Raw genomic sequence first — 16,569 nt, 5'->3', positions numbered from 1 at the left:
GATGTGTATAAGAGACAGTACTACCATTAATTTTAAAATAATATCAACATATTATTGCCAGTCATTTTAAATAAATGGTAGTATAAAAATAAAATGACAAATATATTAAACAAAGAACTTCTTGCTCACAAATTCATTAATTCCTCAAATTCTTCCATAAAGAGATTTGGGTATTCTTATTTTCACCAACAAATGCAAAACATATTAATAAACCATTCAACACTATTAGAAAACACATTAGACAGTAAATCGAATGTATTAAAGCTAATTGATGATATAAGTAAGACATTTCCTGCCAATTTAATAAAACAACTCCCCCTCCGTGATTTAGTGCGCTCTAATCGAATAAGACAATCTGCATTAAAACAGCTTAAATCTAATAAATATTTGTCTCGTAAATTTCTCGAATATGTAAAAGAAGAAGAGCAATTATTCGATATGAGGAATAGACTTGTCGGCGGTAAAAATAAACCTTATATTTCAGACAAAGCACTGCGTAGAGTTCAAGAACAAGACAGTGCGAATAATAAGTTTTTAACAAGTGTGCTTGGTGATAAAACTTGCGTTGAATCATTCTTAGAAAAGCAAGATAAGCTTAGAAGTAGTGTTTTATATCAACAAGTAAAAACACTTGAAGATATTGCTATTGCACGAGACTACGATTTCCTGTTCATAACGATCTCTGCAACACCAGAGCATCACTCTAACACTCTACACAACACTATGTACCACCAATGGAATGGTGAAAGCGTCAGAGTGACACACGAAAAATTTAACTATCAATTTAAACTTCATCGGAACTATTTATATCGTCACAAGTTAAGTATTAATCTAGAAAAAAGCGCTAGTATTAAGACTGTAGAACCAACTAACTCTGGTTGTCCGCATTACCATATCGTTTTATTTTGTGATAGTTCACTAACTAATAAATATATTCAGTCATATAAAAAGTACTTCAAAAATGACTTCGCTAATTTGGATATAAAAAGGTTCACATCAAGTAAGTTAAAAAGAAAAAGAACACATAACTTATCTTACATATCTAACTATATATTAAAGCACTGTTTTATACTTGGAACTACACGTGATACAAAAAAAACGGAACGGGTCATTGCTTGGAGAAAGTATAATAGAATACGTGCCTACCACATTTCAGGCATTCAAAAAAAGTTCCTAGAGTACAAAAAAAGCAAACTATATAATCTGGAAAAAGTAACACCAGATGATATTGGAGAGTCTAGAGAACATTCGCATATTGAGTTCCTAAATTATTTAATATTTGATTTATCTTACAAAATAAAAACATGCAACAAAAATAGTAAAAATCACACAAATCAAACTTGAAATATGTAAAAAACAACATGCCACTTATAGTGGTTTTTAGTCGTTGTCACGCAATAAAAAACAAAATTCAAATTAATATAATACAAATATAAAGCTTATAGTCAAAGAAGATTGCACGCTTATTAACGAATACATAGACACATCCGAAGGAATTACAACCAATAAAATAGTTATATATAAATTAGAAATTCATTTATATATAACTAATATTAAGTAGAAACTACATATTGGGAAGTTTATGCACTTTTATCTAACAATCCATTTCTAAGCATAATACTTGTAATATTCTTTTTACTGGGACAAAGACCTGCATTTAACTGTGCATTAAACGAAAACTTCACACTAGATAAGTAATCTGAATCAGTTGGAATTGCTGCCCTTGTGAGTTGTGAAAACAACTGATTTGTTTTATCAGCAAGCTCTTTTAAATCAACTTGAATCACTTTTTTCATGTCATGTTCCTGATGTTTTTGGAACTTTGATTCAATAATATCCTTCCCAAACTTATACCCGCGCTCTCTTAGTCTCTCTAAGCGATCATCAAGATACAATTGAACAGAACCTAGGTTTCCTTTGAATGTCACAATACAGTCATTCTCTGACACAACCACGTACTCTACAAAGCTACTAATAAAACTGTTGTATTTACGTCTGTCGACTTCTTTACTGAAATCTAATCCTGTAACTTGCGACATGTCTGGTGTTGACTGTGCTTTTAACAATATAGCTTGTTGTTGTTTTAAGCTTTCAACTTCAATACAAGTGCTATCGAGTCCTGTTGCTATCATAGCGATGGCATCAGTATTATTCATTTTCTTTAGTTGTTTTCTCAACTCGCCAATTTTTTTCGTGCGTTCATTAATTTCAAACTCTATGCCTGCTAGCGTTTTAGCGTCACTATTTGTACTTCTGCTACCATAAAGCTTTGTATAGTCGATACACTCAAAACTATCTATTAGCAACAACTCTACAGGACGGTAATTCAATGATCCTTTTTGCCCTTGTGTGCATCCTCTTTCGTCTAAGTAGTTTCGACAACGTAATTTAGGTTGACCTCTGTTCGACTGCGCAAAGCTCAATGTTCCACCGCATACCGAGCACTTTAAGATTCCAGCAAACAAATTTTTGCAATTGTGCGATTTAGCCCCTTTTTCATACATAGCGAAACTTGCCTGAACTTGCGAGAATTCACTTTTGCTAATCACACACGGATAATAATCAGCTATTGGGTTACCTAAGGGGATTTTACGGCGTTTACCTGTACTATAATCATCTGTTTGCGGTTGAAAAACACCTAAGCATTGCTGCATTTTCCAATATTTTTCGACAAGTTTAGAACTCCATGGTCGACCATTGAAGTTTAATAATCCTTCTCTATTAAGTTGCTTTGCAACAGAAGTTGAACCTCGTTTCTCATTAATGCGCATTTTAAAAATACGTTTTAGTAATTCAGCTCTTGCTGGTATCAGTTCAAACCTTGTTTTACACGTGGAAAGCTTCATCCAAGGAGGGCAAATTGAAGTTCGCCTTGCTCCCCCTGCTCTCTCTTTCTCTCTCTTTTTATCAAATGTAGCCCTTATACGCTCTGATTTTTGCTGACTTTCCATGTATGCAAGATGAAAACCTACAGTTAGAAGCAAATCACTACCTAAATCCGCTTTTCGGTCGTGATAAACGACTAAATTGAACCGTTGAATTGCGACATCAATTTTATGTTTTGCAAGTTCAAGGAAGATCATTCTTGATTGGTTAGGGTCTAAGCGACTGATTCGGTCAACAGCTTCAACTACGAGTAAAGAATGAGGTGGAATTTCACCTTCTTTGGCTGCTTGCAAAAATGCCCCTAAACCAGCATTTTCGTCAGTGTTTCTTCCCAAATACGCTGATAACCCCTCATCAACTATCATCTCGTTCGCAACTTCGTACGTATACTTTTGTCCAGAATTACCTGCTCTCGCATTCAAATCTTCAACAAACTTCTTTCCACGTTCAATTTGTCTACTAATACCTTGTCCATTCTGAGCTTGTATCGATTTACTTACTCTTGAGTAGATATACGCTAGTCGAGCAGTGTTCTGATTTGTAATTTTACTTTCATTCTTCATATTGTTTCTCTGTCAATTTGAATACATTTCAACAAATAACACATGACGAGTCAACGAGCAAATACGATAAATTCAGAAAAAAACCCATAAAAAACAATAATATACAAAAGTTATATATATTGAAAACCAGATTTTTAATATACAAAACTTGAATATTCATGCAAATTAATCTTGTATTTCTAACTCAGTAAATAGGTTTCATCTTCTTAATTCTCCACCTTCCTCTTTTGTTAAAACCAAAAAAAAGCCGCTGTAAATCAGCGGCTTAATATCTAGTGTAGTTAAAACTATTTAGTGCGATTCATCACTTCAATCGACTGACGTACGATAACTAACTCTTCATTGGTTGGAATAACCATTGCCACAGCACCTAGAAGCCCTGATTTAGCTACAATGCCAGATGCGCCAAATCGTGCGTCTGCATTGGCTTTTTCATCTTCAACAAAGCCAAGTAACTTAAGGTTACGCAGAATTTCACTACGAATCGGTAAAGAGTTTTCTCCGATACCACCAGTAAAGATAACCGCATCAAGGTGATCTAATGGAATCATGTAAGAGCCGATGTATTTAGCCACACGGTAGGTGAAGACTTCAAAAGCAAGCTTAGCACCTTCATGACCTTCTTCCATCGCTTCTAGCACGCCACGAGCGTCAGAAGTGATACCAGACACACCCAGGAAGCCCGACTTCTTATTCAAAGCATCAAATACTTTCTCTTGGCTCCAGCCTTTCTTCATCAAAAATTCGATGATGCCTGGATCTAAGTCACCGCATCGAGTTCCCATCATCAAACCAGATAAAGGCGTGAAGCCCATAGAGGTATCGACACTTTCACCGTTGCTAATAGCACATACTGAAGCACCGTTACCTAAGTGAACAGAAATGAAGCTCGATTCTTCAATTGGCTTATTAAGCATTTTTGCAGCTTCACGGCTTACAAAGTAGTGACTTGTACCATGGAAACCGTAACGACGAATACCGTACTCAGTGTAAAGCTCATTAGAGATTGCACCTGTAAATGCTTTTTCTGGCATTGTTTGGTGGAAAGCAGTATCAAATACAGCAAACTGAGGTAAAGACGGGAAAGCCGCCATAGCAGCACGAATGCCAATCGCTCCTGCAGGGTTATGCAGTGGCGCAAGATCGGCTAACTTTTCAATTTCAGCCGTTACTGTTTCAGTAATACGAACAGTTGAAGTGAATTTCTCGCCACCGTGAACAATTCGGTGACCAATAGCCACTAGGTCGGCAGTAAAGCCTAGTGAATCCATTAACGCTACAATTCGATTAATTGCATGCTGGTGGTGGTTGTCAGGTTGGTCAATCGACTCCTCAACTTTTTCACCGTTATGCTTCCAGCTAATTACCGCTTCTGGTAAGCCAAAACACTCCCCAAGACCACTGACAATTGCATCGCCACTAACAGAATCGATAACTGCAAATTTAAGAGAAGAACTACCAGAGTTGATAACCAGAACGAACGAATTAGACATTGGATATGGATCCTGTTTCAGTACGAATTTAATGAAGTTTTCACTTCAATTTTAGTTATGTTCATTATTCAATAATTTTTGAATGTTTCAACTTTTGTTTTACTTAAAATCCATTTATCCCGCAATTTACTTGATCTAAGTCATAAATTGCATTTATTCGAGCCGAGAATTAAAAAATAGTTGAATAATTTATTAGAGTTTTTAAAAAGGGATATCACTTTTAAAATTTATTTTAGAAGAGGCACCCATTAGTACAACCAATAAACCAACTCAGTATTACTCTTGAAAAGAATAGCTTGTACCGGTGTGATTGCCGATCAATTACCTACAGATACAAAAAAGCCGAGCAATCGCTCGGCTTTTAAATTCACTGTTTAAGCTATTCGCTTACAAACACTTAGTTTATAAATACTTGGCTTGGAAGCTTCAACTTAAAACTACAGGTTGATTAACCTTCGCTGCGCTCTGGACGACGACCGCGGTTGCCGCCATTGCCTGCTGCGTTGCCATGGCCACGTTCGCCACGGTGGTTACCACGGTGATCGCCACCACGGTTACGGTCAAAGCGACGTTCGCCATCACGACCACCAGCAGAGTTTCCATCACGTGCGCCATCACGGTTGCCACGGTAGCCACCACGACCGCCATTGCCACCTTCACGGTTACCACCTTCGCGATTACCGCCTTCACGGTTACCACGGTAGCCGCCGCCATCACGACCGCCACGACCGCCATCACGACCACCACGGTTGCCATCACGACCGCCGCCGCCACGACGAGGCTCACGGAAGTCGTTGAAATCAACAACTACAGCGCCAGCTTCTTTTTGACGAATGCGAAGTTTGCTTAGCTTACCAGCAGTTTCAGAGTTCATTGCTTTTGGCAGTTGAACGTAAGTAGAACCTTGGTCTAGCTTGATAGCACCGATAGAACCTTTAGTTAGGCCTAATTCGTTTGCTAGTGCGCCAACGATATCTTTAACCTGAACGCCTTGCTCACGGCCAACTTGTAGTTGGTACGTATCCCAATCTTGAGTATTGAAGTTACGACCACCACCGTCACGGCCATTGTCACGATCTTCACGACGCTCTTTGCGACGGTTCTTATCACGCTCAATAGCAGCGATCATTGGGTCTTCGCCAACGTAGAATAGTGGGCTCTTACCTTGCTGACGCTTAAGAAGCATTGCAGCAAGAGTAGCAGCGTCTACTTCTAGAGACTCTTGAAGAGTAGAGATAAGACCTGCAAAGTTTTCTAGAGCTTTGCTTTCTTTCTCAGTTTCAAGTTCAGCGCCAAGCTTAGCAACACGTGCTGCAGCAACTTGATCACGTAGAGGAAGTTGAATTTCTTCCATTTGAGACTTAGTTACGCGCTCGATAGTGCGAAGCATACGAATTTGGTTAGTGCGAACTAGTAGGATCGCTTTACCTTTACGTCCAGCACGGCCAGTACGACCAATACGGTGGATGTAAGATTCAACATCGAATGGGATGTCGTAGTTGAATACGTGAGTAATACGTGGAACATCAAGACCACGAGCTACAACGTCAGTTGCAACTAGGATGTCGATAACACCTTGTTTGATGTGATCAACAGTACGCTCACGTAGGGACTGAGGAATATCACCGTGAAGTGCAGCAGCTTTAAAGCCACGTGCAGATAGCCAATCAGCTAGGCGCTCAGTGTCTTGACGAGTACGTACGAATACGATTGACGCGTCAGTTTCTTCAGTTTCTAGAAGACGAGACATTGCTTCGTCTTTTTCTACGCCTTTAACAACCCAGAAGTTCTGCGCTACTTTGTCAACTGTGTGGTTAGTACCAGCAACGTCAACTCGTGCAGGGTTACGTAGGTAACGGTCAACAATAGTCTTAACCATTGGAGGCATAGTTGCAGAGAAAAGTACACGTTGTGCAGATTCTGGGGCTTGCTCAAGGATCCAAGTAACGTCATCTACGAAACCCATTTTTAGCATTTCATCTGCTTCATCAAGAACAAATGTGTGTGCTTCATCTAGGTGTAGACGGTCACGAGTTAGTAAGTCTTTAACACGACCTGGAGTACCAACAACAATGTGAGCACCGCGGCTTAGAGCACGCATTTGGTCAACAATTGAAGCGCCACCGTAGATTTCAAGAACTTTAAGGCCTTTAATATCACGACCTAAGTTTTTGATTTCTGCAGCAACTTGAATCGCTAGCTCACGAGTAGGAGCCATGATGATTGCTTGTGGTTTGTGTTGGTTTAGGTTGATTTTGTTCAGTAGCGGTAGAGAGAACGCTGCTGTTTTACCAGTACCTGTTTGTGCTTTACCTAAAGCATCACGGCCTTCTAGAAGAAGAGGAATAGCTGCCGCTTGGATTGGAGTTGGAGAGACGAAACCCATGCTATCAAGAGCTGAAAGGATGTTTTCGTTAAGGGCTAATTCATTAAATTGAATTACAGATTCGGACATTGGGATCCCACTATATATAAGTAAACAAAAGGTCCCGGGAGCTCTATCAATTCCAATACTGATCCAATCAGATACTGATTCCATTCAGAGTTACGAAGCAGTAATAAAACACTTCAAGCCATTAGGGACGTCTAAGGGAGGCGGATTATTCCCTAAATGCATAAAAAAATCCAGAAAAAATTGAAATACATCACATATTTTTCTGTTTCCTCGATAAACTGTCTATCATATCGTCAAATTTTGATGAATATCGCGTCACCTCCTCTATTTAAAGATTTGAAACGTCAATTTTACAAATACTCGACTATATGATTCAGCATGCATTTTATTCAAAGACCTTTATTGGCTTTAAGTAGTAATCGGCTCTCGCAATGATTATAGTGTGCAGAATTATTCTCGTAAGATAAAAGTCAAATGTTTCAAGATAATCCTCTACTCGCTCAACTTAAACAGCAAATCCAAGAAACACTTCCTAAAAAGGAAGGCACAATTAAAGCTACTGAAAAAGGCTTTGGTTTTCTAGAAGTCGACAGCAAAACTAGCTACTTCATCCCACCACCGTATATGAAGAAGTGTGTACACGGCGATAAAGTAGTCGCGATCATACGTACGGAAAAGGAACGTGAGATTGCTGAGCCAGAAGTTTTGATTGAGCAAGGTTTGACTCGCTTCATCGCTCGAGTAAAGCTATTTAAAGGTCGTTTAAATGTAGTTCCGGATCACCCGCAACTGAAAAAACTTCAATTAAAGGCTAAAGCTAAAAAAGGCTTAAACCCTGAACTTCTTAAAGAAGGCGATTGGGTTGTAGCTCATATCGTAAACCACCCATTAAAAGGTGATGATGGCTTCTTAGCGCAGATTTCTGAGAAAATTACCGACGCCGATGACAAGATTGCTCCATGGTGGGTAACACTTGCGCAAAACGATCTGCCTAACAGTGAACCTGAAGGTATTGATAACTGGCAAGTCAACGACGATGTCGACCTACAACGCGTAGACATGACTCATATTCCGTTTGTGACCATTGATGGTGAAAGCACCAAAGATATGGATGACGCCTTATATGCGAAGAAGAAAGATAACGGCGACTTTGAATTAACCATCGCGATTGCCGATCCTACGGCTTACATCTCTCCTGATGATGAAATGGATAAGGTCGCCCGCAAGCGTGGTTTTACTATTTACCTTCCAGGTCGAAACATACCGATGCTGCCTCGTGATCTTGCCGATAACTTGTGCTCACTGATTGAAAACGAAGAGCGCCCTGCTCTTTGCTGTACTGTTACCGTTTCAAAAGACGGCGTGATTGGCGACGACATTAATTTCTTTGCTGCAAATATCAAATCTCATGCCCGCCTCGCATACAGCCATGTATCAGATTGGTTAGAGAGTGGGACTTCTGAAAAATGGCAGCCAGGTGAAGAGATTGCAGTAATCGTTAAGGATTTGCATGAGTTCGCCCAAGCTCGTTCAGCATGGCGACAAGCCAATGCCGTTGTTTTCCCAGACCGCCCAGATTACCGTTTTGAATTGAGCGAAGACAATGACGTTATCGCTATTCACGCGGATATGCGCCGTAGTGCGAATAAGTTAGTAGAAGAAGCAATGATCAGCGCGAACATCTGTGCTGGTCGTGTACTAAAAGAAAGCTTCGGACAAGGCGTGTTTAACTGCCACTCTGGTTTTAAATCAGAAAAAGTTGCGGATGTACTAGAACTGGTTAACCCAGAAGCAGAAACTCCATTTACTGCTGAAGAAATTGTCTCTCTTGAAGGCTTTGCTTCACTTCGCCGATGGTTAGGCACTCTAGACACTAACTACTACGATAATCGTATTCGCAAATTCCAAGCGTACAGTGAAATCAGCAATGAGCCTTTACCGCACTTTGCTATGGGCTTAGATATCTACGCAACTTGGACATCACCAATTCGTAAATATGGCGACATGATCAACCACCGTATGCTTAAAGCGCACATCTTAGGTAAAGACCCAATTCAAACACCAGACGAAACGATTGGTGACGAACTTGCACTTCATCGCCGTTACCACGGAATGGCAGAGCGTAACGTCGGTGATTGGTTATACGCACGAACTTTGGTTAATGCACCAAAAGAAGAAACTCGTTTCCAAGCTGAAATCTTCGATATTAATCGTGCGGGTATGCGTGTGCGTTTGCTAGAGAATGGTGCGGCTGCATTTATTCCTGGTTCTCTCATTATTGATAATAAAGAAAGAATTGAATGCAATAGTGACATGGGTACTGTATCTATTGATAAAGAGATGGTATACAGACTGGGAGACGTATTAGAAATTGTTCTCTCAGATGTGAACCTAGAGAATCGCAACTTGGTAGCAAAACCAACGCAAGTTTTTGCTGAAAAGCCAAGTCAAGAATCCAGCGAGAGCTAACTGAGAAACACTTTAAAAAGGCGCTTTTTAGCGCCTTTTTTATTATAAAAAATAAATCGTCATATTGTCGCTTTCAACTGTAAAAGAAGTACCTATATGCCATCTATCACAATCAGTCGATTTACCAATTTCATTCACCGAAGGAAAGAGCGCTATCCCGCATCTAAGAATGGACTATTCCTTGTCACTAAAGGCAGTATCTCTTTTTCTCTTGCACATGGAGTAAAAGGAAACCTTAACTCGGGTGATTTTGCTCTATACACTTCAGGTGAGATTCAAGATATCGTTATTAATACTGAACGAGGTGAGTTCTCAGGAATGTGCTTAGATTTTGATTTAGCGATATTTCAAAGCTTCCTTAATCAATATTCCGGCATTGAAATACCAAGACCCTCAAAAGAATACATCAAATTTAATAAAAACAACGTCAACATTCACCAGCTGAAAGAACTGATGCTAACGCTAGCAGAATTGGAACAGCCCAATGATTTTGCCTTAGCGAAACTCGCAAAAGCCTTACTTTCGTTAATCGTTGAAGAACAACCAGCATCACTTGCCATCATAGCAAGCGCTGCTCAATTAACTGTTACACAAAAAGTCATTCGTTACATCGAACAAAATATAGATAACGACATTACTCTCGACTCATTAGCCGGCTACATGGGCATGTCACCTGCCACCCTTAAGCGACGTTTAGCAGCAGAGAACTTATCATTTTCGAGTTTATTAAAAGTAAAAAGAATCAGTCATGCTGCCACTCATTTGAGAACTACAAATAAGTCCATTACTCAGATTGCTTATGAATCCGGCTTCAAAAGTGCGGCTCACTTTAGTACAGCATTTAAAAACTTCCACGGACAAACCCCAAAAGATTTTCGGGTTAAAGTAGAGAATAACTTTAATACCTAACAAAAAGCCTTTGTCAGAATGAGACAACTAGGATGGTGAACACAGTTGTTTATTTAGCGATCAGTTTAATGTTGCGATCAGTTTAACTTAACCATGAATTTAACGTTGCTGTGAGTATAACCGTAGCTATCGACTTAACGCTGCTATAACTTCACATAGCTATAAGTTCACGTAGTCAAAAGTTATGCAGCCAGAAGGTAGGAATGATCAACCCCAAAAGTAGGCATGAGGATCTTTTTCTATTTCTTGGAGAATAACTTCTATGTCTTGGCATTGAGGTAGGAATGGATAAGGTCCCCACTTTGATTCCATTTGCCCCTGCTCCATAGGCATGAAGAGTAGCCATATCTGGTTAGCTTCTTCAAAAACGACTTTAACCACTTCGTCGGTGTAATCGCTGTGTGAAGAATCTAATAAATAATGTGCTTTTAAAAAAATTGCACCATTCAAACAAGGCTCAAAAAGAGACTTCCCGAGCGCAACGGGTAAGCTAGTATTCCTCGCGTGGCAAACTCGCTCAGCACCAGCGAGTAACCGACCTATTTCCATTTTAACTACAGACATAAAGACCTCGCACCTATGATTTTACTATAGCTAACCTATAGAGATGGCTTGTTCCCGTAACGAAAACGAGCAAGGCAACTTTGTTCAGTTTAGAACCATCCTTACATTATTACTACGACTTCCCTCGCAGCAATCCATCAACAATGGCAGTTTTACTGCTTCACAAAAGTGTCATATAAGCCCCCTATGATAGTCGAAAATACTATTACTAGGAGTTGTTTATGTTACGAGTTGCAATTGCTTCTCTCTTAACCCTTGCCCTGTCTTCTCAGGTCGTTCTTGCTCAAGAAACCAATATCTCAGGTTCAACCTCTGTTGCTAGAGTTATGGACGTGCTAGCGGAAGAGTACAATAAAACTCACCCAGATAATTACATCGCAGTGCAAGGTATCGGCTCGACCGCTGGTATTACTATGGTGACAAAGGGTGTATCAGATTTAGGGATGAGCTCGCGTTATTTAACTGAGCGAGAACAAGGTGAGAAACTTGATGTTTTTCCAATTGCTTTTGATGGACTAGCGGTGGTAGTTAACCGTTCAAACAGCGTAAGCAACATTTCAAGAAAGCAGCTGTTCGATATATACAAAGGTAATATAACGAACTGGAAGCAAGTTGGTGGTGCAGACCAAGCTATTGCAGTGGTGACACGTGAAGCATCTTCAGGATCTCGTTACAGTTTTGAAAGCTTATTGGGGCTCACAAGGATTATTAACGATCGTTTAGTATCAGACATCAACCCAAATAACCTTGTCGTTAACGGTAACAGCATGGTGAAAACCATTGTTAACCATAACCCTCACGCCATTGGCTTCGTTTCTGTTGGTTCACTAGACCATTCAATTAAAGCCATCACTTTTGAAGGTGTCACTCCAAGTTCTAAAAACATAGCCAATCACACTTACGAACTCGCACGCCCGTTTTTAATGTTGCATCGTAAAGAAGCGTTATCAAAAGAGAGTTTAAGTTTTATTAACTATGTAACTTCAGCTGAAGGTCAAAGTTTGATTGAAGAATATGGCTATACGAAAGTTAAATGACACTCGCTGTAAATTCTTATCAGTTCGAACGGTAAACTTTGAGTGAATAAAAAAGGGAGAGCAATTTGCTTTCCCTTTTCATTTTCATTTTCATCATGTGTTACAGCATAAATTTAAAAGTGCAATTGAATCACTGAAACGACAACACAACCAGGACGTCGAATACCTTCAATTTCCACCTTAATCTCACGTTCAATCTCTAAACCTTTCTTAACTGGTGTCACTTTCAATAACGTACTCTTTGCGCGTACGTTATTACCTGATTTCACAGGGTAAGGAAAACGAACTTGGTTCAAACCAAGATTTACCACCATTTTAGCTGTCGGGAATTGAGAGTTCTCAGGGTCAACGCTATCTGTCAATTTTGGAAGCAAAGATAACGTTAAAAAACCGTGTGCGATAGTCGTCTTAAAAGGGGAATCAGTTTCAGCTTTGCTTGGATCAGTGTGGATCCACTGCATATCTTCTGTTACTTGTCCAAACTGATCGATGCGCTCTTGGCTAACGTTCATCCAGTCACCAGTATGGATAACTTCACCAATTTGCTCGCTTAACTCGTTAAACACAGCCTGCGCTTCTGGTTTGAGTACGATCGGTTTTTCTACTGGTACTTCAATTTGAATATCAGGTTCATTCACTGCTGGCTTATGATGATCACGTACCCAAGCAAAGAAGTGACTATTTTGCGTGCGGTTCATGAAGTCACCCCAATACTCTTTTAGAGCTGGAGACATCCATTGCATAAACTCTGAGTGCTGTGCAGAAAAACTGTCGCCTCTATGTTTAAATAAATCAATGACCTTCATAAGAACCTCAGTAGAAAAATATACTCTAATATAACGCTGTAATTTTGAAGCACTTCACACTAATCTGCAAACACTTTCGAGCCTACACTTGTTAGCTCAAACCTATTTAATAAATAAAAATCAATAAGATAACAATAAAACACCATTTTATTACAATGCTATCATTAAAGTTTTAGCTCTACTTTTTAAGAGCAATAAATTATTTATTCAAGGCTTTTTATTCTTTAAACGAATAATAAAGGCTTAACATTACGTTAAGCCTTTTATTTATTTCCCTACAAATGATTACTCATCGTCTAGAGCAACTAACTTAGTATTGCCGCCATGTGCTTTTTCTCGCTTACGTTGCACAAAAGCGTAGAAGCCTGGAATTAAACATGTCCCGGCAAGCAACACACAAAGTAAACCACCGATAAGTGAAATACCCAGGGAGTTTTGACTCACATGACCGGCACCAGATGCAAAAATCAGCGGGAAGATACCTAGAATAAACGACCACGACGTCATGTTCACAGCTCGGAAACGCAATGTGCCTCCTTTTACGGCAGCGTCATCAATCGGAATGTCTTTTTCTTCACGTTCAACTTTTGCAAACTCAACAATAAGAATCGCGTTTTTCGCCGCCAAGGCTATCAACAAGACGAGACCGATTTGAGCATAAAGGTTTAGAGGTGTTCCTGTTAAGTTAAGCGCCAGGAATGAACCAAGCGTCGCTACAGGCACCACTAATATTATCGCAAGTGGAATCGTCCAACTTTCATATTGAGCAACCATAAACAAGTAGATAAATATTAGCGCCAAAGCAAAAGCAAAAATCGCTTGGTTACCCGCTAGTACTTCCTGATAAGCCATACCAGTCCACTCATACTGGTAACCTTGTGGGAGCACTTCTGCTGCTACTCGTTCCATTGCAGCAATGGCATCACCACTGGAGTAACCTTCTGCTGGTTGCCCTTGGATGACAGTACTGCGATACATGTTATATCGCCATGCGACATCAGGTTCAAAGATTTGGTCATAAGTAACCAATGTGCTCAGTGGGATCATCTCACCACCTGAAGAACGTACATGGAAACGTTGTAAATCATCCATGCTGCTTCGGTGATCACTGTCGGCTTGCATTGTCACACGGAAGTTTTTACCGAACATGGTAAAGTCATTCACATACAATGAACCTAAGTTTCCTTGAAGTGTTTGGAAGATAGACGACAACGGAATGCCTAACTGCTGTGCTTTCTCTCGGTCAATATCAACATAGTAATGAGGTACATTGGCACGGAATGTACTAAATGTTTGGGCGATTTCAGGCTGCTTGTTCGCTTCCTGAATCACATCGCCCATCACCATCGCCAAATCGCTGCGGCTTCTTCCAAGCGTATCTTCTAATACAAACTCAAATCCCGAGGCTGCGCCCATACCAGGAACAGCTGGAGGCCCCATGGCAAAGACAATAGCTTCTGGAAGTTCTGTTGCAGCTCGTCTATTGATTCTTGACGAGATAGCTTGAGCGGCATGCTCGCCATCTAAACCGTTTCTCGTTTCCCAATCATGTAACTTAATGAATAGTGACGCACCGTTAGACGCTGAAGCGCCTGTCATGAAAGCATAACCATTAACAAGCGTTACACCATCAACGCCTGGCTCATCTTCCACCATTTCAAGCAATTGCTCTGTCACTTCCTCGGTACGAGATAAAGAAGCGGCATCAGGCAACTGAACGTTAACCAGTAAGATACCTTTGTCTTCTTGCGGTACAAATGCTGTAGAAGTGGTCTCCGCAAAGTAAGTTACCGCGAACAGAGCAACGAAGAAGAAAGTCACAAGTAGGACACTCTTCTTAACCAAGAAACCCGCGACTTGTCCATACTTAGTCGTGACTTTATCTAGCCCGCGGTTGAATATGGCGTACCATCTTGAGGTGTTTCCACCACCTTGTTTTAATACTAGCGAACATAGCGCTGGAGATAGCGTCAATGCGTTAATCGAAGAAATCACAACCGCGATACAAATCGTTAATGCGAATTGTCGGTACATAATGCCGGTAATGCCAGGAAGCATGGCAACCGGTATGAAGACAGCCAATAGTACTAGGGTTGATGTAACAATCGGACCCGTTACTTCTTTCATCGCAATCAGAGTTGCTTTGCGTGGTGAAATAGTCGGATCTTTCGCCATTGTGGTATCAACGTTCTCAATAACCAAAATAGCATCATCAACCACAATACCGATCGCTAAGATTAAACCGAATAGAGTAACGGTATTTATGGTGAAGCCTGTCATTTGCATAATGGCAAATGTACCAATTAAGGATACAGGTATCGCAACAACCGGAATGAGAGTAGCGCGAGCACTGCCTAAGAAAAGGTAAGTGACCGCAATTACCAGTAAAATCGCTTCTATAAGAGTCTTAACAACCCCTTTAATCGACTCCGCAACGAACAAAGTTGTATCGTAGCTCGATTCATAAGCCACACCTTCAGGGAAGTTTTGCCCTAACCTTTCCAGGGTCTCCATTACCGCTTTACCACTTTCCAGCGCATTTGCATCTGATTGAAGTGATAAGGTTACGATTGACGCATCTTGTCCACGGTATTTACCATTACCATCATAAAACTTCTTGCCCAACTCTACTCTAGCAACATCTTTTAGGTAAACGGTAGAACCACCATGATCGGCACGAAGTACTACGTTTTCAAACTCACTCGCACTTTCTAATCGACCTTTAGTTACAAGGTTAAATTGCACTTCTTGTGGGTTGCTATAAGGAGCAGCACCAATTCGACCTGCCGCAACCTGTACGTTTTGCTCAGCTAAAGCTGCATAGACATCTGAAGTCGTGAGCTTAAGATTTGCCATTTTTTCAGGATCTAGCCAAACACGCATTGCGTATTCACCGCCACCCAAAACATTCACTTCGCTGATGCCGGTGACACGAGCAAGTTGGTCTTTAATATTCAAGTTAACGTAGTTGATCAAGAACTGGTCATCGTACTCACCGTTAGGTGAATAGAAGTTTAGAACCATCAATAAGTCGGGCGAGCGCTTTTTCACTGTCACACCAACCATACGCACTTCTTGCGGTAGCTTGGATTCGATCTGAGCAACCCGGTTTTGAACGTTCACCTGTGCCATATCTGGGTCGGTACCCACATCAAACGTTACGTTCAAATTATAAGAACCATCATTAGCACTTTTAGAAGACATATAGATCATATCTTCCACGCCATTTACTGATGTTTCTATGGGGTCCGCGATGGCTTGCTCAACAACTTCAGCACTGGCTCCCGTATAGTACGCTGACACACTAACCGAAGGTGGGCTAATCTTGGGATATTCGGCAACCGGTAAAATTGCCAACGAAATTGCACCCGCTAAAGTCAATATAATTGAAATAACTAGAGCAAATTTAGGTCTTTGGATAAAGAAACGACTTAACATAATTCAGCC

10 protein-coding genes are annotated in these 16,569 nt (G+C 40.4%); 4 read left to right on the top strand and 6 right to left on the bottom strand.

All coding sequences use genetic code 11. The features are described 5' to 3' along the window. Positions 1 to 93: 93 nt before the first annotated feature. On the top strand, positions 94 to 1,344 hold the full coding sequence (locus F0226_RS19280) for a replication endonuclease (protein ID WP_171737163.1): 1,251 nt from the start codon (positions 94 to 96) through the stop codon (positions 1,342 to 1,344). Positions 1,345 to 1,580: 236 nt separating this feature from the next. On the opposite strand, the gene F0226_RS19275 is transcribed toward F0226_RS19280, so the two are convergent. The 3 genes from F0226_RS19275 to F0226_RS19265 form a co-directional block, all read right to left on the bottom strand. Continuing rightward, positions 1,581 to 3,449 carry a recombinase family protein gene (locus F0226_RS19275; protein ID WP_171737162.1) on the bottom strand — a complete coding sequence of 623 codons (1,869 nt, stop codon included), beginning with the start codon at positions 3,447 to 3,449 and terminating at the stop codon, positions 1,581 to 1,583. Positions 3,450 to 3,736: 287 nt separating this feature from the next. Then, a complete protein-coding gene (locus F0226_RS19270; RefSeq protein ID WP_171737161.1) occupies positions 3,737 to 4,942 on the bottom strand; it encodes an acetate/propionate family kinase in 1,206 nt (401 codons plus the stop codon). A 448-nt stretch (positions 4,943 to 5,390) separates the two neighbouring features. Next, positions 5,391 to 7,481, bottom strand: a complete 2,091-nt coding sequence (locus tag F0226_RS19265) for a DEAD/DEAH box helicase (protein WP_171737160.1) — start codon at positions 7,479 to 7,481, stop codon at positions 5,391 to 5,393. A gap of 330 nt (positions 7,482 to 7,811) precedes the next feature. On the opposite strand from F0226_RS19265, the gene rnb reads away from it, so the two are divergent. Next, the gene (gene rnb, locus F0226_RS19260; protein WP_171737159.1) at positions 7,812 to 9,806 is read left to right on the top strand and encodes an exoribonuclease II; all 1,995 of its coding nucleotides are present in this window, start codon (positions 7,812 to 7,814) and stop codon (positions 9,804 to 9,806) included. A 96-nt stretch (positions 9,807 to 9,902) separates the two neighbouring features. Then, positions 9,903 to 10,715 (top strand): AraC family transcriptional regulator, encoded by an 813-nt coding sequence (locus tag F0226_RS19255; RefSeq protein WP_171737158.1) that lies wholly within the window; start codon positions 9,903 to 9,905, stop codon positions 10,713 to 10,715. 207 nt (positions 10,716 to 10,922) lie between these two features. On the opposite strand, the gene F0226_RS19250 is transcribed toward F0226_RS19255, so the two are convergent. Further along, positions 10,923 to 11,279 (bottom strand): DUF3024 domain-containing protein, encoded by a 357-nt coding sequence (locus F0226_RS19250; RefSeq protein ID WP_171737157.1) that lies wholly within the window; start codon positions 11,277 to 11,279, stop codon positions 10,923 to 10,925. A 221-nt stretch (positions 11,280 to 11,500) separates the two neighbouring features. Here F0226_RS19250 and F0226_RS19245 point away from each other — a divergent pair, with 221 nt between their 5' ends. Beyond that, positions 11,501 to 12,316, top strand: coding sequence for a phosphate ABC transporter substrate-binding protein (locus tag F0226_RS19245; protein WP_171737156.1), 816 nt, complete (start codon positions 11,501 to 11,503; stop codon positions 12,314 to 12,316). Between the two features lie 113 nt (positions 12,317 to 12,429). On the opposite strand, the gene F0226_RS19240 is transcribed toward F0226_RS19245, so the two are convergent. Both F0226_RS19240 and F0226_RS19235 read right to left on the bottom strand, forming a co-directional pair. Next, positions 12,430 to 13,122: a MaoC family dehydratase gene (locus tag F0226_RS19240; protein WP_171737155.1), complete on the bottom strand. Its 693-nt coding sequence runs from the start codon at positions 13,120 to 13,122 to the stop codon at positions 12,430 to 12,432. A 285-nt stretch (positions 13,123 to 13,407) separates the two neighbouring features. Continuing rightward, on the bottom strand, positions 13,408 to 16,560 hold the full coding sequence (locus tag F0226_RS19235; RefSeq protein ID WP_171737154.1) for a multidrug efflux RND transporter permease subunit: 3,153 nt from the start codon (positions 16,558 to 16,560) through the stop codon (positions 13,408 to 13,410). Positions 16,561 to 16,569: the final 9 nt, after the last annotated feature.

Source organism: Vibrio sp. 99-70-13A1 (genome assembly GCF_013114625.1).
GTDB lineage: Bacteria > Pseudomonadota > Gammaproteobacteria > Enterobacterales > Vibrionaceae > Vibrio.
Note: the sequence above shows the minus strand (reverse complement) of the source record. Positions and strands in the feature narration are given on the sequence as shown.

Excerpts from the sequence above, each read along its gene's own strand:
- F0226_RS19280 (WP_171737163.1), top strand. The coding sequence starts at position 94 with ATGACAAATATATTAAACAAAGAACTTCTTGCTCACAAATTCATTAAT.
- F0226_RS19255 (WP_171737158.1), top strand. The coding sequence starts at position 9,903 with ATGCCATCTATCACAATCAGTCGATTTACCAATTTCATTCACCGAAGG.
- F0226_RS19245 (WP_171737156.1), top strand. The coding sequence starts at position 11,501 with ATGTTACGAGTTGCAATTGCTTCTCTCTTAACCCTTGCCCTGTCTTCT.
- F0226_RS19240 (WP_171737155.1), bottom strand. The coding sequence starts at position 13,122 with ATGAAGGTCATTGATTTATTTAAACATAGAGGCGACAGTTTTTCTGCA.
- rnb (WP_171737159.1), top strand. The coding sequence starts at position 7,812 with ATGTTTCAAGATAATCCTCTACTCGCTCAACTTAAACAGCAAATCCAA.
- F0226_RS19235 (WP_171737154.1), bottom strand. The coding sequence starts at position 16,560 with ATGTTAAGTCGTTTCTTTATCCAAAGACCTAAATTTGCTCTAGTTATT.
- F0226_RS19250 (WP_171737157.1), bottom strand. The coding sequence starts at position 11,279 with ATGTCTGTAGTTAAAATGGAAATAGGTCGGTTACTCGCTGGTGCTGAG.
- F0226_RS19265 (WP_171737160.1), bottom strand. The coding sequence starts at position 7,481 with ATGGAATCAGTATCTGATTGGATCAGTATTGGAATTGATAGAGCTCCC.
- F0226_RS19275 (WP_171737162.1), bottom strand. The coding sequence starts at position 3,449 with ATGAAGAATGAAAGTAAAATTACAAATCAGAACACTGCTCGACTAGCG.
- F0226_RS19270 (WP_171737161.1), bottom strand. The coding sequence starts at position 4,942 with ATGTCTAATTCGTTCGTTCTGGTTATCAACTCTGGTAGTTCTTCTCTT.